This is a genomic window from Fortiea sp. LEGE XX443 (genome assembly GCF_015206815.1).
In the GTDB taxonomy this organism is placed as follows: Bacteria; Cyanobacteriota; Cyanobacteriia; order Cyanobacteriales; family Nostocaceae; genus Nostoc_B.
Genome location: NZ_JADEXZ010000017.1, coordinates 67,340 through 86,381, shown reverse-complemented (window position 1 = coordinate 86,381; position 19,042 = coordinate 67,340). Strand labels below are relative to the sequence as shown.

At 42.2% G+C, this 19,042-nt stretch carries 12 protein-coding genes and 2 pseudogenes; 9 read left to right on the top strand and 5 right to left on the bottom strand.

Going from position 1 to position 19,042, the window contains the following annotated elements; genetic code table 11:
* Positions 1 to 574 (bottom strand): transposase domain-containing protein (locus tag IQ259_RS09435; RefSeq protein ID WP_193883965.1); only part of this gene is annotated, 574 nt, incomplete at its 3' end.
* 57 nt (positions 575 to 631) lie between these two features.
* A pseudogene (locus IQ259_RS09430) lies at positions 632 to 757 on the bottom strand (IS4 family transposase); the annotation flags it as partial.
* Between the two features lie 241 nt (positions 758 to 998).
* On the opposite strand from IQ259_RS09430, the gene IQ259_RS09425 reads away from it, so the two are divergent.
* From IQ259_RS09425 to IQ259_RS09415, 3 genes and pseudogenes are all read left to right on the top strand, one after another.
* Positions 999 to 2,444, top strand: a complete 1,446-nt coding sequence (locus IQ259_RS09425) for a cytochrome ubiquinol oxidase subunit I (protein ID WP_193883963.1) — start codon at positions 999 to 1,001, stop codon at positions 2,442 to 2,444.
* Positions 2,445 to 3,449: 1,005 nt separating this feature from the next.
* A complete protein-coding gene (locus tag IQ259_RS09420) occupies positions 3,450 to 3,692 on the top strand; it encodes a hypothetical protein (RefSeq protein ID WP_193883961.1) in 243 nt (80 codons plus the stop codon).
* A 68-nt stretch (positions 3,693 to 3,760) separates the two neighbouring features.
* Positions 3,761 to 4,108, top strand: a pseudogene (locus tag IQ259_RS09415) (putative toxin-antitoxin system toxin component, PIN family); the annotation flags it as partial.
* Between the two features lie 203 nt (positions 4,109 to 4,311).
* On the opposite strand, the gene IQ259_RS27540 reads toward IQ259_RS09415, so the two are convergent.
* Positions 4,312 to 4,446, bottom strand: a complete 135-nt coding sequence (locus IQ259_RS27540) for a hypothetical protein (protein ID WP_255525279.1) — start codon at positions 4,444 to 4,446, stop codon at positions 4,312 to 4,314.
* A 73-nt stretch (positions 4,447 to 4,519) separates the two neighbouring features.
* Complete coding sequence (locus IQ259_RS09405; RefSeq protein WP_193883959.1) at positions 4,520 to 4,792, bottom strand: type II toxin-antitoxin system HicB family antitoxin; 273 nt, start codon at positions 4,790 to 4,792, stop codon at positions 4,520 to 4,522.
* A gap of 228 nt (positions 4,793 to 5,020) precedes the next feature.
* On the opposite strand from IQ259_RS09405, the gene cydB reads away from it, so the two are divergent.
* Entirely contained in the window at positions 5,021 to 6,034 is a 1,014-nt protein-coding gene (cydB, locus tag IQ259_RS09400) for a cytochrome d ubiquinol oxidase subunit II (RefSeq protein ID WP_193883957.1), read from the top strand.
* A gap of 102 nt (positions 6,035 to 6,136) precedes the next feature.
* On the opposite strand, the gene hmpF is transcribed toward cydB, so the two are convergent.
* The gene (gene hmpF, locus IQ259_RS09395; RefSeq protein WP_193883980.1) at positions 6,137 to 7,894 is read right to left on the bottom strand and encodes a pilus motility taxis protein HmpF; all 1,758 of its coding nucleotides are present in this window, start codon (positions 7,892 to 7,894) and stop codon (positions 6,137 to 6,139) included.
* Positions 7,895 to 8,300: 406 nt separating this feature from the next.
* On the opposite strand from hmpF, the gene IQ259_RS09390 reads away from it, so the two are divergent.
* From IQ259_RS09390 to IQ259_RS09370, 5 genes are all read left to right on the top strand, one after another.
* Positions 8,301 to 9,524 carry a response regulator gene (locus tag IQ259_RS09390; RefSeq protein ID WP_193883956.1) on the top strand — a complete coding sequence of 408 codons (1,224 nt, stop codon included), beginning with the start codon at positions 8,301 to 8,303 and terminating at the stop codon, positions 9,522 to 9,524.
* Between the two features lie 173 nt (positions 9,525 to 9,697).
* The gene (locus IQ259_RS09385; RefSeq protein WP_193883954.1) at positions 9,698 to 10,063 is read left to right on the top strand and encodes a response regulator transcription factor; all 366 of its coding nucleotides are present in this window, start codon (positions 9,698 to 9,700) and stop codon (positions 10,061 to 10,063) included.
* A 13-nt stretch (positions 10,064 to 10,076) separates the two neighbouring features.
* Positions 10,077 to 10,607, top strand: a complete 531-nt coding sequence (locus tag IQ259_RS09380) for a chemotaxis protein CheW (protein ID WP_193883952.1) — start codon at positions 10,077 to 10,079, stop codon at positions 10,605 to 10,607.
* Between the two features lie 16 nt (positions 10,608 to 10,623).
* On the top strand, positions 10,624 to 13,482 hold the full coding sequence (locus tag IQ259_RS09375; RefSeq protein ID WP_193883951.1) for a methyl-accepting chemotaxis protein: 2,859 nt from the start codon (positions 10,624 to 10,626) through the stop codon (positions 13,480 to 13,482).
* A gap of 152 nt (positions 13,483 to 13,634) precedes the next feature.
* Complete coding sequence (locus tag IQ259_RS09370; RefSeq protein ID WP_193883949.1) at positions 13,635 to 18,917, top strand: response regulator; 5,283 nt, start codon at positions 13,635 to 13,637, stop codon at positions 18,915 to 18,917.
* The last annotated feature ends 125 nt before the right edge of the window (positions 18,918 to 19,042 follow it).

Below are 19,042 nucleotides of genomic sequence, written 5' to 3'. Positions count from 1 at the left end.
GACATATTAAGGCATCAACAATTAAATGCGTTCCTGCCTCAATTAGCAATACTAAACGTACTTTGGGAAATGCTGCTCTAGTCCCTTTTCTACTACCTGGATATCCAAACACCTTGGCATTAGCCGCGCTATCTGGTACATCCATCACTGTACCGTCTACTGCCATCACTCGTAGTCCACCTAAAAATGCTCCTGGAGTCTGCGCTGTAGCTAATGGTCTGACTATCTTGTGGAACAGTCGGCTCATTGCTCGACATCCCAATCTCTGTCTTGCTTCACTGATTGAAGAACTGGTTGGTACTTTCCAATACTTCCCTAATCGTGTCCATTCTCTACTTAATCCACTCACCAGATTTTTCAGTACGTCCCCCATTGCATCTGATGACCATAGATTCATTGCTATGACCAGACACACTACCAGCCCAGATGGCAATTTCCGCGCTCGCTCTTCACAACTGCCTGTCTCTAGTAGAGTTTGTCTAATTACAGACGGAGAAATCACTGTTTCTATCGCTTTGATTATTAACTCTGCTTCTAGCGTTGGCGTGATCAAGGAGAAATCTTTTAGCAACACCAGTTTTTTCCATCACACTTCTTGGTGAACAATTATCACTTTACCTTGCTTTTGTTCTTAACCGAGAAGTATTGAAGTAGCAGCGATATCGTGTAATCGCCGTAGCCCACGCCAGATAGTTTTAACTCCAGGTTCTCCATCACTTTTTTGACCTAAAAAACCACCCAAAGTTGCAATCATTCTTTTACTACAGCAGAACTTTCAACGCTGACATATAAACATTAATCTAAACCTCATCTATGTTGGGATCTGGAGTTTTTGATGATTCTGTTGTGTCATTGCGACGTAAGGAAGCAATCTCATCATCTCGATAAAAAACTACGATTCTCAAAGTAGACGAGGTTTATATGGAACCTTTTGGTATATTTGCGCGAGGACTAAAACCTTTATCCTAAATACTGTGGTTTGCTAATGGAGAAAATTCGTGGAATTTTTATCCGATTCAGTGGTGCTATCACGGATGCAGTTTGCCCTGACAGCGATATTCCATATACTTTGGCCTGTCCTGACTACAGGGATGGGGATTTATTTGGTGATTATCGAGGGACTGTGGCTGAAAACTCGTAATCCAGATTATTACCTCCATGCGCGGTTTTGGTCTAAATTTTACGTCCTGAATTTCGGAATTGGGGTAGCAACAGGTATCCCAATGGAATTTCAGTTTGGCACTAACTGGGCACCTTTCTCAGAAGCAGTGGGTAACTTTTTTGGCAGTGTTATCGGCTTTGAAGCTTCTTGGGCATTTATGCTAGAGGCGGCTTTTTTAGGGATTATGTTATTTGGTTGGGAGCGAGTCAATCCTGCGGTTCACTATCTCTCAACTATTTTGGTAGCTGTGGGTGCTAACCTTTCAACTCTGTGGATTTTGACAGCTAATTCCTGGATGCAAACCCCAGCTGGCGGGGAAATGGTGAATGGCAAATTTGTTGTCAACGATTACTTTCAGGCGATGTTCAATCCTTTTATGGCTAACAGTGTGCTGCACATGTTTTTTGCCACACTGGAGACTTCGCTGTTTGTGATTGGCGGAATTAGTGCTTGGTACATTTTGCAAAAACGCCATCCAGCCTTTTTTTCTCAGTCCTTGAAGATAGTTTTAGCAGTTGCGATCGCAGTTGCTCCATTACAAATATATATTGGTCATTTGAGTGGTGAACAAGTTTATCACTATCAACCCACAAAACTAGCAGCAATGGAAGCCCAGTGGGAAAGCACACCCGCCGGACAGCCTGCTGACTGGAGTTTAATTGCCCTACCTAACGAAACAGCCCAAAAAAATGATTGGGAAATCACCATCCCCAACGCTTTGGGTTACATTCTGGAGTTTAAACAAAATCTTTCCCAACCAGTGCGCGGTTTGAAAGAGTGGAAACCAGAGGATCGTCCCCATCTGGTAGGTTTAATTTATTACGCCTTTCGTGTGATGATTGCGATCGGCTTTTTCTTTGCTGGATTAATGCTGTTGAGTACACTGCAATGGTTGCGTGGCAAACTTTCAGCCAAAAATATCACTCAGCAACGCTGGCTAATGTTGGCTTGGATATTTGCTGCACCTTTAGGATACATTGCTGTGGAGTCAGGCTGGATTGTGCGCTGTGTGGGACGACAACCTTGGATACTTTACGGACAAATCCGCACAATTGACGCAGCTTCTCGTCTACCTGCAAGTAACGTTTTAGTCTCACTCACCAGTTTTGCCATAGTTTACAGTTTATTATTTATCGCCGCTATGTACTTTGGCAGTCGCATCATTCGTAAAGGGCCAAATCTTGAGTTGCCAATTCCAGGCACAGAAATTACTAAAGCTGCTGTAGATACTACTCCGGGAGAGTTCCAGCCGGATGAACGTCCTGTAGAAGCACAACAGTAAGAAGTGTGAAGTCTGAAGTGTGAAGTGTGAAATAGTTTGGGTTGGGTGGAGATACAGCGTAACCCAACGTGAGTTCGACGGATTGAAAAAACCCCTCTCCAAACCTCTCCCCTAAAAGGCTACAGTGTACACACATCTCGGATGAGAAGCCAAAACTCGGCTTGATCCCCCTAAATCCCCCTTAAAAAGGGGGACTTTTGATCCTGTTCCCTCCTTTTTAAGGAGGGTTAGGGAGGATCGGTTCAACTTGTGTATACACGGTAGCCCCTAAAAGGAGAGAGGCTTTGAAAGCCTAGTTTTTTCGTGAACAATGAGTAATATTTCTGCCCCTCTCCGCGTCGGAGAGGGGTTGGGGAGAGGTTCATCGAATTCACGTTAACCCAACATCCAGAGAGTTTGGCATATTTGCGCGATCGCCTCAACTCACAACAGTAAAATTCAAGTTCCCAACCTCATCAATCAAGCTTTTATCTCCAAGTTTTGTGTTCAGAACAAAAATGTTCCTGTTTCAAACAAAAACGTTTCTGTTTCAAGTAAGAATGTTCTTGTTTTAAACGAGAACGTTCCTGTTCCAAGTAAGAATGTTCCTGTTTCAAGTGAGATTGTTCCTGTTTCAAGTGAGATTGTTCCTGTTTCAAGTGAGATTGTTCTTGTTTTGAAGTCGAAGTTTCGTGTTCGTAGGTGAAATGATGGTGTTGTGAAGGCGATCGCTTTACTTTTTTACTTGAACGTTCTTGTTTTAAGGTGGAATGATGGTGTTGTGAGGGCGTAGGCGCAGCCCGTCGGAGACATCGCTCCTGCTAAATTGTAGAATGATGAGCGATTTTGGAGAAAAACAAATATTTTGGCAATGTTAGGTTTTGTTCCTTAATCCAACCTACACAGTTTTATGGCGATCGCTTTGTTTAAATGGAATAATCAGCTTAGATGCAGTTTTCATCGTTACAGCATAAAATTAACTGAGTTAAAATATCTGCAAATCTCAACACTTGAGGCGCTACAAAGATGGTAAACCTTTATCTCAACACTGAGCAAGTAATAACACTAGTGAAACAACTAGCAATTTCAGAGCAGCGTATGATATTGCAAGCCATTAAAACAGAGCAAGATAATTGGTGGCAAAATAGACTTAATCAGGGAGAGTTACAAATGCGCTCTTTGAGTACAACACACGGACTCAACTGGGATATTATGACTGAGCAAGAGCGAGAAGAATTTATAGACGATATATTGCATGAAAAGCAATGATCCCTTATGTAGTTGTTTTCGATACAAATACGCTCTTTTCTGGTTGAGGTTGGCGAGGTAGTCCCTATCGTTGTTTAGAACTTGCAAGAAACGCGCAAATTGAATCAATTACTTGTCGAGAAATTTTATTGGAGTTACGCGAAAAGTTGCAGACAAAGCAAAATCGTTCTCCGATGGATGCAGCTATTGATATTGAGCAAATTCTTGCTTTTTCACGCTTAGTAGAAATCTCCAATAGCCTGAAAGTTGTTGCGGATGATCCAGATGACGATATGGTGATCGAATGTGCCGTTGTCGGACAAGCAACACACATTATTACAGGTGATAAACACTTACTTTCATTAAATAAATACGAGGATATTTATATTTTTAAAGCTGCGGACTTTTTAAATTTGCTTGCTCAAGATAACACTTGAATCTAAAATAATCATGAATTTGTTCTGTCAATCAAATTCTGAATTATTTTTAACTGCTTGCAGTTGACTAAAAAAGGCGGAATGATGGTGTGTGGGGGTGATGCCTACGCTCTACTTATTTACTCGAAGTTTCGTGTTCGCAGGTGGAATGATGGTGTTCTGAAGGCGATTCTTCCTGTTAAATTGTAGAATGATGTGCGGACTCAAAGATTATTCCATTTTTCCAATGTGATTTCCCTCTCTATAATCACCTCAATTTCCCGAATCATCATCCGCAATTGCGGTACAGAATACTCGTCATTAGAGGGAATAGTGAGACGATGTTGTTCATACAACATAAACTAATGTATTGTCCCAGCAAAAGCCCCTTCAAAGCCAAGCTGTCGTAATTTTTTGACAAAATCTCGACGTTTACAAGGCATCTATCGGCTCAAGGGTTAGCTCCTGATTTAGATCAATATTATTAATGACTGGTAGAGGATGTCCCAGCTTTAAGCCTAGCAGAATCCAGTCTTCCAGTGTGGAACGTAACTCATCTTCGCACTCGCGCAAAGTTACACCAAAAGCAATAACTCCCTGACAAACCGGAATCTTACCTGCAAAAGTCCCATCTTCCAGTTTGTCATAAACCGCCTGTGCGATCGCTTCCCCAACATAATCACTAAGAATAAAGCGTGTGGTCATTCTAATTGCATTATTTGTGATGGGTGATGTTATTCAAGCTTTTGTTTTACCTAATATTATTTTACTACAGCGATCGCTCTACCTTTTTACTCGAAGTTTCGTGTTCGCAAGTACAATGATGGTGTTGCGAAGGCGATGTCTAACGACAAGCCGCAAGCGTCTACGCTCCAGTTAAATTAGAGAAAAAACTGCGATCATACTTACAAATGATGTGGGATATAAAATTTTATGGAGACGCTAAAGTATTTTCTGCCTCAAGTATGGTTTGTAATTTTAGCTCTCTTTTTATTTTTGTACGTGATGTTGGATGGCTTTGATTTAGGAGTGGGTATCTTGTCTCTCACTTCTTCAGATGAGGAACGTCGGGGCATTTTGATGACTAGCTTAAGCAACATTTGGGATGCGAATGAAACTTGGCTGGTGTTGATGGGAGGCGGACTATTTGGTGCATTTCCCCTCGCTTACGGCACGATTTTGAATGCTTTGTACATTCCGATTTTGGTGATGGTGTTTGGGTTTATTTTTCGCGGTGTGGCGTTTGAGTTTAGGGAATTATCCAGACGCAAATTATTTTGGAATTTTGCTTTTGGTGCAGGAAGTTTTACAGCTGCACTCGGACAAGGATTCGCCCTTGGTGCAGTACTCAAAGGTATTAATGTTGATGAGGCGGGACATTTTATCGGCACAACTTGGGACTGGTTTAGTTTGCCATCTGTGATAGTGGCATTAACTTTAATTCAAGGATATGTGTTGATTGGCTCAACTTATCTTGTGTGGAAAACCACAGGAGAGTTACAGGAAACCCACTATAAAACTGCCAAAATTGCCGCTTTGACAACCTTAATTGGCGCGATCGCTATTACAATTAGCACACCGATAATTTATGAAAGTGCTAGATCACGCTTATTTCAGCAGCCTTTAGTTTATATCTTCAGCGTGATTCCCTTGTTGGGAGTGTGGTTAATTTGGCAACTTTGGCAAAGTCTCAATCGCAAAGAAGAACGAGCGCCTTTTGTTTGGACTATTCTGTTATTTGTGTTGTCGTTTATTGGACTAGGCTTAATTGTCTTTCCCTATATCATCCCCACAGAAATCACTATCTATGAAGCAGCCGCTGATCCTAGTTCGTTAGTAATCATGATCATCTTTATCGGCTTTCTTATCCCGGTGATGCTGTTTTATAACCTATACCAATATATTGTTTTCCGAGGTAAGGTAACTGGCGATAGCTATGGCGAATAGATAGAAGGTTCCTAAATTATTGGCGAACGAAGAGATCCTCGACTACTTGAAGGATGCTGTTGGCAAATCAAGCATAACACCCCACACCACAGTTCATCCTTTTTAAGAGGCTAATAATTCTGGTTGTAATATTAAATTTTGGAGAGTTTGACGCATCTCAGAAATTGTTTGCAGTTGATAGTCACCAGTTTCTTGAACTTGAGCTAAGGATTCACCAATTCTTTGCAGATTTTGCCGTAAAGCGTCCAATGAATCCTGAATTGGTTGCAGTGTTTCTTGATATAAATTAACTCGACCCCAGCATTCAGATGTTGCTGTTCGCAAGGACTGTAAATTGGCTTCTAAAGTTTTGATTTCTTGTTGCTTTTGTGCCAAATCATGAGTTTGGTTGTCAATCATTCCTTGATCTAGCTCAATTGCAGACCGCATCTGTTCAAGTTCCCGTTCAAGTTTTTGTATTTCCTGCGATTGTTGTTGTCTTTGGCTATCAATTTGTAACAGAATTGGGCTAAAATCAATTTGATTTTCTTCCTCTGTATTAGTGATAGATTCTCCCTGTCGTCGGAGCAATATATTTTGGTGCTGCTGAATCAGCTTTTGACGCTGCAACATACTGCGGCGTTGTCCTTCTAAAGTCTTGTTAAGCATTTGATAGTGGTCTTTTTCATCTGCCATTTCCATTTCTAAATTGATGTGATCTTGGTCAGATGCTTGGCTAAGTTTTATTTGCAATTCTTCTATAGCTGCTTGTTTGTATTGCAGTTCTTGTTCCTGTTCTTGGACAAAATGAGAGTCTATTTCTAGCTTATTTACCAAGTCTTGAACTATTTTTTTTAGTTCATCTAAAGGCATTCTTTCCAGCCCTTCCACATCAATTTTTTGTCCAGGAATATCGCCAGAAGTAGCAGCTAAGTAGTTTATTTTTTGATATAAATCTTCTTGGTATTGCAACTGTTCTTTGACTAGCTGAACATACTCTTGTTTACTAGTAATAGTTGCCACATACACTTTTAATTGAGCAGTTTGCTGCTCCAGAGAATTATGTGCTTGTTGCCATTCGTTCTGGCGATCGCTTAAAGTTTGTCCAAGACGCTCTACTTCTTCTTGCTGTTGTGCTGCTAAGGTTTTTTGCTGCTCCAGTTGTTCCCAGTGTGGGTTCAAAGTCCCTTGTTGGTTTTCGATTAATTCAAAAGCTAAATGCAGATGTTCTCTGACTGTTTCCGTCGGCGCAACACGGCTAGACAAGCGATTCAGTAACTCACTCATCACCCGACTTTGCTCTTCATCTAAAACATTACCCTGTTGGAAATCTGCCTGTCGCTCCTCTAAGCGACGTTGTTCACCGCGCAGATGCTCCCAAGCGCCTTCTAATTCTTGACGATTACGCTCAATTTCAGCTTGTAACTTTTCAATTTCCTCACGGGATGTGTCAATTTCTTGTTTTTGCTCATCCAGGTGTTGACAATCATCTTCCATTTGTTGTAGTTGTTCTAACCGCGCTTCCATTTCCATTTCTCGGCGATTCATTTCTTGCGCCTGAAATGTTAGCGACTGCTTCCACTGATCGATCTCATCTTCTTTAAGTTTAAATTTTTCTAGCTGACGAGAAAAATTTTGCAGTATATTTACTAGTGGCCGCCCTGCTTCTTGAATCCGCTGCATTTGGCGATTCGGATTCAGTTCTACCAGCACTAATGCACCATCATTTAATTTGCTTGCTTCCTCAGCGGTGATCACTTCTTCCGACACAGTACTCCAATTCTGGTCGGTTCGCTGACAAGCAAGCAGTTTCAGTTCGGTTTTAGAACCACCACCGAGTAAGCCGCCCTTCTGCTTTTGTACTTCTGCTAAATACAGCACACCGTTCATCCTTTTGCGTACTTGATGTCCGTGTTTTAAGATATACCTGAGATAATTCTGTTAGTTTGTCTTAATTTCACTTCAATGTAGGAAAACAAGACAGACAAAACTACTTATAGACGTGAAGTTTCACGCCCTGATATTTTATAGAAGCGATTTAGTCGCGCCTTTATATTTTGTACTGGTAACAGTGATGATGACTTCCGTGTTATCACTAACCTTTGTCAAGCTCTATTACGAAAATTTACAGTTTGTAGCTAAATGTATCTCCTGATAGACATTAGTTGTAGGAGAAATAATATTGCGAAGACGCGGAGCTAACAACTCACTTTACCTATTTGAAATCTGTAAAAAATTGACGGGCAAACTTAAGTCAAGAATATAAAAAGGAGTAAAGTTGAGCTAAATGCAGGGAAATTTAAATGAAATTGATATTCGCAGTATTTTGCAATTAATTGAGTTAGGGCAGCGAACTGGACAACTTTTGGTGGAAGCTGGCTTTCACAAGCAAGATCATCTTATACAAGATGAGGCTGTCAGACATCGCCATAGTAAAAATGCTAGGAAACAATCTTGGTTTGTCTTTTTCCTCAACGGTCAAATTATTTATTGCCAAGCAGGTGATAGTAATTTATCGCGGATTGATGATTACTTACGTCATTACCGAATCGAGACACGACTTGAGCAAAAGCAACCTGCATCCTTAGCAACACAAAACGTCCCAGAGTATGGTTATTTGTGGACACTTTTAGAGCGGAATATCATCAGCCCCAAGGTAGCTCATAGTATTATTCACAGCTTAGTGCAAGAAACACTGTTTGACCTATTGAGTTTACACCAAGGTAGTTTCATTTTCCGTCAAGGAGCAGCCCTTGCGCCACAATTAACTAGTTTAGAGATTGCGCCAATAGTGGCAAAAGTTACCCAACAAATCCCAGAATGGAAACGGCTATATCCGCAAATTCAGTCTCCTGAACAATTGCCGATACTAGCTGATACAACAGAACTACGCTCCTCACTACCAGCCGAAACAGTTAATAAACTACAGCATTGGGCAGACGGGAAAACATCCCTACGTCAACTTGCACGTTATCTCAACCGAGATTTATTAACAGTCGCTAAGGCTATATATCCTTACGTGCTACAAGGTTGGTTGCAACTAGTAGATTCAGCTACAACGAATTCCAGAACATCAGTACCAGAGTTGGGAGGTGAAGAAAACCATCGTCCAAGGATAGTTTGTATTGATGATACAACAACAATTTGTGAGGCTGTAGAGTCGATTTTAAAGTTACATGGGTATGAAGCGATCGCTCTGACTCATCCCCTAGAAGCAATTGGTTTGGTATTTCAACTGCGACCAGATTTAATTTTGTGTGACATTACCATGCCCGAACTTGATGGCTACGAAATTTGTAACATGTTGCGCCATTCGTCAGCATTTCGACTGGTGCCAATTGTTATGCTCACTGGTAAGGATGGCTTCATTGATAGAGTCAGAGCCAGAATGGTTGGGGCAACAGATTATTTGACAAAACCGTTTGATGATGCTGAATTACTGATGCTCGTTGAGAAATATGTTAATTACAAGTCTTTTATGGGAACACCAAAGAAATACAAGACTTGTTGATTCCATAAAAGATGGGGTAAAAAATGTTATCACAGAATCAACCAACCCCAGTGCCAAATTATTATCTAGTCAATTAGTGAAATAATAGCATAAATTTATACAAGAAATTTTTACGGGGGAGTCAGGGAATGTTCCAACAAGGAACGTCTACATCAGGAGGTAGATAGGCATTTATGAGTACAGTTCTGATTGTGGAAGACAGTATCGCACAGAGGGAGATGATTATCGACCTCCTGAAAGCCAGTGGTTTAACAGTCACCTATGCCAGTGACGGAGTAGAAGCATTGGAGGCCATTCAAAGCGCTCCACCAGACTTGGTGGTATTGGATATTGTCATGCCGCGGATGAACGGCTACGAAGTTTGCCGCAGGTTAAAATCCGACCCAAAAACCCAAAATGTCCCTGTAGTTATGTGTTCTTCTAAAGGTGAAGAATTTGACCGCTACTGGGGCATGAAACAAGGTGCGGATGCCTATATAGCCAAACCGTTTCAACCAACAGAGTTGGTAGGAACAGTCAAACAACTGTTGCGAGGATAAGGATGAAAATAACATGGTTAGCAAACCGGACTTTTTGAGTGGTGGTGGACAAGACCACTTCCGTCCTGAATTACAAGTAGAAAGTCCTGAAGGTGAGTTACATTTACGGTTTTATATTCCCTCGCATCAGGAATTTGCCTTACCAGCTACAGGTATCCGAGAAGTCTTGGAATTAAGTCCTGATAGAATCACCCCGATTCCTAATGCTTCTCCTTTACTTTTGGGTACTCTAAATTTACGAGGTCGAGTAATTTGGGTGGCTGATTTGGGTCAATTTCTGGGCGAAGTAACTGCGCTAAATACGGATAGAGCAGAAATTTCAGTAATTGCGATTGAGGAGCAAGAAACCATAGTCGGTTTAGCAGTGGATGAAGTCGGCGGTATGGATTGGCTAGATGTACAACATCTGATGCCACCAACAAATCTACCAGATACGATGGCTCCCTTTTTGCGTGGCGAGTGGTTATTAGGTGCTAAAAACAACCAGTGTCTAAAACTGCTTGATCAAACAGCAATTGTGCGGAGTGCAAGGTGGGCAGGATGATATTGGGAGGGAGCAAATGGCAGCAACAATAGATGATTATCTAGAAACATATCAGCAGGCTTGTACAGCCTACGCGCAACAAGACTATGAATTCGCAGCTACCTTAGTCGATCAGGTAGTGCAGAATATACCAGATGACCCCAACTGCCATTTGTTGCGGGGTCACATCTACTACGTTTTGCAGCAGTACGATGTTGCAAAAGCAGAATACCAACAAGTATTAAATTTGACGGATGAACCAGAAATCATTAGTTTTGCCAAAAATGGTCTGGAGAATATCAATCAATATCTCCAGCCACTAGAAAGACGAGCTACCCCAATTGAGCTTGATGAGTCAATAAACTTTACAGGTATCTCTGATGCTTCAGAACTGGATACATCAGACTTACAAGATTTAGGAGCATTTGCTAACCTAGATAGCCAAAGCTTTGATTTAAATAGCTTTGAAGAGTCTCATTCATCGGGAAATCCATTTGATATTCCCACAGATAGTATTGTAATTAAGAAAACGGTTGAAGAATCACCATCTTTTATTGATGATCCTTTTGCCCTGAATCAAGATGACAATATTCAAAAACTGAATGCTAACTCGAAAGATGAAATAGCATTAGATTTACCAGCTTTTTGGCAAGAAGACGTATCAGCACTCAATTTAGATGAGCTAGACATCACGAGTAACTCCTTTGATAGTGGAGCAAATTCTAGTGTTGAGCGATCGCCTTTTGATAGCAACAGTGTTGATTCTCCTTTTGTACCAGCTAATTCTCTCACAAGTAATAGTTTAGATACTTCACCAGAAGTTTTATTAGAAAAAAAGAATTCCCAGCCAAGTATGGCAAATGGGGAATTAAAAATGGGTATTCTGGATGAAACCTTCCCGAAAGCGCCAGAGGGCATCCAGAATGTGGACACAAAAACAAATCAAGATCATTTATTTGCTGAAAAATCCAGTAATTGGTTAGAAAAAATCGAATTTCCCGATAATTCTGCAACAGCAAACTCATCTTTTGACGAAGATTTTTCTTTGCAGAACACTCCACTGAAAGCTGGTGCAACTTTAGACACCAACTCTTTTGATGGTGATGATAACTTTGATTTTGAAGCATTTGAGTCTGCCTTTGGCTCAGATGAAGATACCAACGGTATGCTCAGTAGTGAAAATTCTAAAAGCAATATCGAGTTTCTTGATGATTTTGATGAATTTGACGACCTTGGCAACATTCCTGGGTTTGATTTAGCAGATGCAGACGTTAGCTTTGGGGATGTAGTACTATCTGGCCCATTGGAAACTGGTAACATTCCTCGCGGTAAATTTACAGAAACTACTGCCAATAGCGATCGCGATGAGGAACTGTTTACAATCACGGGTTCTCAAGAAGCAGTCCCAATATTTACTCAAACCGATGTCTCAAAACTAGAACCAGTTGCCAGTGTTGAGCAAGGCTGGTTAGCACCCTTAGAAAATGCTTCTTTGGATATGAAGCCTTTATTGGTTGCTGGCACTGTGGGTGTGTTCTCCGCCCTAGTTGTCGCTACCGTGAGCTTTACTGCTACTTCATTTTCGCCACCACAACAGCGAACATCCATCCGCAACACAGGTTGGGCAATGTCCCTCGCTGCCGGGATTTCTGGGTTTGCTACCGCTGCTTTTATGGGCAATCTTACCCTCAAGCAAATTCGCCGGACTACGAAGGATTTGCAAAGTCAGTTTGATGCTGTGCGCCAAGGTAATCTAAATGTCCAAGCCACCGTATATTCCGAGGATGAATTAGGGCTGTTAGCCACTGGCTTTAACGAAATGGCACGGGTAATTTTTACAACTACCAATGAAGCCCAACGCAAAGCCGATGAACAAGAAGAAGCCAAAGAAAATCTGCAACGGCAAGTAATTCGCTTGCTGGACGACGTGGAAGGGGCTGCCAGAGGGGATTTGACAGTACAAGCTGAGGTGACAGCCGACGTACTCGGAGCCGTTGCTGATGCTTTTAACCTGACAATTCAAAACTTGCGGGATATTGTGCAGCAGGTAAAAGTGGCAGCGCGGGAAGTAACTAAAGGTGCTACCAATTCGGAAACTTTTGCTAGAGCCTTATCTAGTGATGCTTTGCGACAAGCCGAAGAATTAGGTGTCACCTTAAATTCCGTGCAGGTGATGACAGATTCGATTCAGCGGGTAGCAGAAGCCGCGCGGGAAGCCGAAACTGTCGCCCGCGATGCGAGTACGATCGCTCTCAAAGGTGGAGAAGCCGTAGAAAACACGGTAGCCGGGATTTTAGAAATTCGAGAAACAGTAGCAGAAACTACTCGCAAAGTCAAACGGTTGGCGGAATCTTCCCAAGAAATTTCTAAGATTGTCGCCTTAATTTCCCAAATTGCCTCCCGTACCAACTTACTAGCACTCAACGCCAGTATTGAAGCAGCACGGGCAGGGGAAGCCGGACGGGGATTTGCGATCGTTGCTGATGAAGTCCGTCAGTTAGCAGACAAATCTGCCAAATCCTTAAAGGAAATTGAACAGATTGTGATGCAAATCCAAAGTGAAACCGGCTCAGTAATGACCGCAATGGAAGAAGGCACACAACAGGTAATTAAAGGCACAAAACTGGCTGAAGAAGCCAAGCGATCGCTCGAAAATATTATTCAAGTAGCGAATCGCATTGATATTTTGGTGCGCTCAATTACCAGTGATACTGTGGAACAGACGGAAACCTCCCGCGCCGTCGCTCATGTTATGCAATCAGTAGAACTCACAGCCCAAGAAACCTCCCAGGAAGCACAGCGAGTCTCTGGCGCACTGCAAAACCTTGTAGGAGTGTCCCGTGACTTAATTTCTTCAGTTGAGCGTTTCCGCGTGGATACCCTCGAATCAAAGTAGTCATTGTCATTAGTCGTCATCGGTCATTCGTAAATGACATAGGCGCGCCAGCGGCTACTCTTCGAGTTCTCCGCAGGAGTAACCGCAGGGTAGGACAAATGACAAAAGAAATCAAACTCAGCACTTAGCACTCAGCACTCAGAACTTTAATTATGCTGCCCGAACAACAACAGCGGATATTGGGTTACTTTATTGAAGAAGCACGAGACCACCTGAACACCATTGAGCAGGGGTTATTGAATCTTGAAAGTACCTTGAACGACCCGGAAATGGTTAACGAAGTTTTTCGGGCAGCCCACTCCATCAAAGGAGGTGCGGCTATGCTGGGTCTGAGTAGTATCCAGCACACGGCTCATCGTCTAGAAGATTGCTTCAAAGTACTCAAAGAGTGTCCGGTTCGAGTTGATGAAAAGTTAGAGTCTTTGTTTCTGGGTGTAGCTGATACCCTTAAGGCTTTATTAGAAAATTTGAGCGGGCCATTTGGACTGTCGGAAGAAGCTGCTAACACTTTGATGTCGGAAGCTGAACCAGTATTTAAATGGCTAAATGATCATCTAGAACTGCTGGTACAAAAAGGCAACAATGGCCTAGCAGACGATAGTGATACAATGCTACAACCCTTGCCAACAGAGAGCGTCGGTTCGCTGACAGAGATTTTCTGGCGAACGGATATTTCTACAGCGACAGAAGATAGCCAAAAACCAGCAACAGTGGCCTTATCTGGTTCATTTCAGGAAGTTCCAGCACCAGTCATCGTCTCAAAAAGTGATAATTGGAGCGAGTTTCAAACCCAGGTATTACAAGCTCTACGACAAATGTTGCAACTTTTTAAGCAACAGGCAACACCCGAATCACGGCAAAATCTTCAGCAGTGTTGTCGTCAGTTGGAAAAACTTGGACAAACATGGAATCTTCCCAATTGGTCTGGGTTGTGTCAAGCAGCCGCAAATGCGATCTGCAATAGCGAAAATACTTATCTTACCCTAGCTAAAATTGTCATTACTGAAATTAAACAAGCTCAAGAATTAATTCTCCAAGGCAGGGAAGCCGAAATTGCAATTAGTCAGCAACTAGAAACACTCCTGAGTTTTCCTGAACTGGATTCATTGAGCTTCTCTTTAGATTTATTTGATCATGAGCCGACTGCGGAGATAGAAACTCCGGTTGTCAGCAGCGTCAAAACTGATGAGGAACTTTCCCTCATTGCTAGTGTGCAGCAAGCAGATAGCGTTACAAGCCTGACTGATTTAACCGAGCAACTGAATCAAGAGCAGAATATTGCTAGAGATAATGCAGCCAACTCTTTCTTTGGTGGAGAAGATGCGCCTCTGGCTGTTGGCCGTATTGATCATCACGGGCCAGAAGTAGGATTAGCAGAGTTAAATACTTTAGCTGACTTATTTGAAGGGGAAACGCCGGAATTAGATGAAACTTGGCAACAAGAGGAAATTCTCGATATTACTGCTGTCGATGACTTAGGAATAGATGTCACAGAAATTACTACAGAAGATGTTGATAGTGATTTGGCAGATTTTCTGTTGCTGGATGAAGATACAAGCTCTGATGAGCCAGCTGTTAGTATTAGCACAACAGAAGACCTAGGACGATTATTTGGCGACAATTTCTTGGAACAAGAGGAATTAAAACCACACGTTGGAACAAATTCAGCCGAAATTCCTAATAAAACCCAGCACTCTCCTGTTAAAACAAACAGCCAGGATACAGTAGATGATTTATCAGCACTGACACTCGATCGCAAATCACCACCTGTCAACGAAGTAGCTCAACCAGAAATTGAGGCTATTCCCAGCACTGGAGTTTCGGCTACTCAACAGAGCATTTTGGATGAATTATTCCTGGAAACTACAGAGACAAGTCTTTTAGAGCAAACTAATGCTGACAATTATGTAGCAGAGCCGCAGATAGAAGTTTCTCTGCCAAACGCCTTGTCTTTAGACGGTTTATTTGCTGGAGATGAAGAAAATGCACTCATACCTACAGGTGAATCAGAAATTGGTAATTTATTTGATACTCCACCTGTAACTGCAACAAATTTATCTCAGACAGACGAGGATTTAAATAGCTTCTGGAATTCTGAAAACGAAGCAGAACCACAGCCAGAATTTGATCCTGTTTTGGAAGAGGATGTAGCCAAAGCTTTAGAGGAAAGTTTATTTGCGGCGGCGGCTTCTGGTGAAATTTTTGGTGATATTCAGGAATCTAATTCCTTTGTTACAGAAGATTATAGAGACGATTTTGAGCTAACATTCCTCCAACCAGATATAGATTTGCCTTCAGATACTCCAGAGGATTTGTTTGGGGAATTAACGGCTCCAACTTTTAGCGATCGCAGTGTATCTTTACCAGAAATCCACAATTTTGCCCAAGAGCCAGAGGCTTTAGATTTTACTCCAGAATTTACTGAGCAATCGCCAGAAGATTCTAGTCTAGATGCTTCGCAAACTTTTGGAGAACTAGAACTGAATCTTTTTGATGATCTAGACACAGTAAATGCACCAATTTCTTTGGCAGATTTAGAGACAAAAATTCATGGCATCCATGTTCAATTAGATAATTCAGATAATCCCTCCTTGGATTTATTTGCAGATATCAGTTTTTCGGAAACGGCTGAGAATAATACAGAAGCGATCGCATCTGAGCCTGAACCTGTAGTTATTGAAGATGCAGACTTGGGTTTATTGGATGAGTTGTTAGCCACAGACATTAGCCAACCAGATGCCGGTTTAGATGAGTTAATTGCGGAAACAGAAATTATTGAGTTTTCGCAACTACCAGTTGCTGAAGATTTATTCAATGATTTGTTAGTTATAGATAACACTGACAACACTGAAGTGGCAGAACCAACATCTGCTGAGAATTTTGAGTTATTTTTAACCGAATTTAACCCATCTACAGATGCCAGTCTAGAAGCACTAATGGCAGATATGGGTGCTGACGAGGAAGGATTAAAATTAGAAATTTATGAAAATATTAATGAGACGGCTGCTGTTGATATATTAAGAGAAACAGCAGATTCTCCAGAATTATTATTAGAAATTAGTGAGACATTAGCCGATACACCAATAGCTGAGGTGGAAAATGCTGATGTTGGCATCCCAGAATCAGATATTGTATCGCCAACAGAAGACACAACTACACCTGAGCAAGAAAATGAATTTGCTGATTTAGAAGCATTATTAGGTGAGGAATCACCAAATAATGCTAATGCGATCGCTGCCGAAGATTTTGCGGCTCTCGAAGCATTACTCGGCGGAAATAATCACCAGCCATCACCAGTAGTTCACAACACCTACATCCCAGAATTTCCGCCAACAGCAAATAATCACCCTGCCAGCGAAACTATTTCATCATCAAAGATAGAAGATGAATTTAGTGATTTAGAAAAACTGCTGGCGGAAGTAGATAAAACTATCTCTCACGCGTCACCAGTCAAACAAAACACCAGTAAAACTCCTCGTCCTACCCTTCGTCGTAATGCCAGATTTGAAGAAACGATGAAAGTCCCAGTCAAGCAACTGGACGACATGAGCAATTTAGTTGGGGAATTGGTTGTTAATCGCAACACCCTAGAGCAGGATCATGAACGACTGCGACAGTCACTAGATAACTTGTTAATTCAAGTGCAACAGCTGTCGGACGTGGGAGCGAGAATGCAAGAGTTATATGAGCGATCGCTTTTGGAAGCTTCTCTACTGGCCAGCCGCACCAAGAAAGAAGTTCACGTCCCATCTCCAGAACATGATACAGACAGGGGTTTTAGCGAACTGGAAATGGATCGGTTTACTCCGTTCCACACCTTGTCTCAAGAAATGATTGAATTGATTGTGCGAGTGCGGGAATCGGCGAGTGACATTGACTTTGTAACCGAAGAAACTGAGCGAGTTGCCAGGCAATTCCGTCAGGTAACAACTCAACTGCAAGAAGGTCTAACACGCGCTCGCATGGTGCCGTTTTCTCAGGCAATTGACCGATTGCGGCGTGGTGTGCGCGATAACGCCATCAAATGCGGTAAACAAGTAGAGTTGGTGATTGAAGGTAGTGATACCTTAATTGACAAGATGATTTTAGATCATCTCACCGATCCACTAACCCACATGTTGAATAATGCGATCGCTCATGGTATCGAAACCCCAGAAGAACGACAAGCCGCAAGGAAACCGCCTGTGGGAGAAATTACAATCCGCGCCTTTCACCAAGGTAATCAGACTGTAATTTCTGTGGGTGATGATGGTGCAGGTATTGACTCAGAACGAGTTAAATCTAAGGCTGTGAAGGTCGGAATGATTACACCAGAGCAAGCAAGAGGCATATCCCGAATGGAAGTTTATGACCTGCTGTTCCAGCCTGGTTTTAGTATCAAAGATCAAGCCGACGAAATTTCTGGTCGTGGTGTGGGGATGGATGTTGTCCGTTCCGAGATTAGCGAAATTCGCGGCACTGTGAATACAGATTCAGCAATTGGTAAGGGAACGACATTCACCATTCGTCTACCACTCACTCTAAGTATTTGTAAAGCTCTCTGTTGCGTTTCTGATAAAGCGCGGATTGCCTTCCCAATGGATGGAGTGGAAGATACTTTGGATATCCCCGCGAAAAATATTCAACATAATGCTGATGGGCAATCATTTATTTCTTGGCGCGATACAGTCCTACCATTCCGGCCTCTGAAAGATTTGTTATCCTTCAATCGCCAATTGAGTCGCGGTAACGTTTACGGCGGTACTCGTGATGACGATACAGTTTCTGTGGTAGTAGTGCGATCGGGGAATACTTTAATCGCTTTACAAATTGACCTCGTACTCAGCGAACAAGAAATTGTAATTAAGCAATTTGAAGGGCCAGCACCTAAACCCATTGGTGTAGCAGGTGCGACAGTTCTTGGTGATGGTCGAATTATGCCAATTGCTGATGTGTTAGAAATTATTGACATCTTCCAAGGACGGATATCTAAACATGCTGGTGGCAGTCCTTGGCAGCAAAAAGCTCCGCCTAACACTGTAGAAGTTAAGGCTGAGAAAATTGATCCAACTGTGCTGATTGTTGATGACTCAATTACAGTCCGAGAGTTGCTGTCTCTGACGTTTAACAAAGCAGGTTATCGCGTTGAACAGGCTCGTGACGGCCAAGAAGCTTGGGATAAACTCCGCTCTGGGTTGCCTTGCGACATCGTATTCTGTGATATAGAAATGCCTCGTTGTGATGGACTGGAGTTACTATCACGCATCCAAAAAGACTCCACCCTCAATCACTTGCCGATAGCAATGCTCACCTCGCGTGGTGCTGACAAACACAGACAAATGGCTATTCAGCTTGGTGCTAGTGGCTACTTCACGAAACCTTATCTGGAAGAAGCTTTACTCGAAGCCGCTGTTAGAATGCTCAAAGGAGAAAAATTAGTCAGCAGTAACGGTTAAGGATGTTGCAATGTAACAGGTATAATATGAGGCGATGTCCGACTTAATATTCTGTAACAAGAGCGTCGAACTGGAGACATAAGCTGTTAAGCATTTAATTTGCATATTGAGTCCGCAGGGGAGCA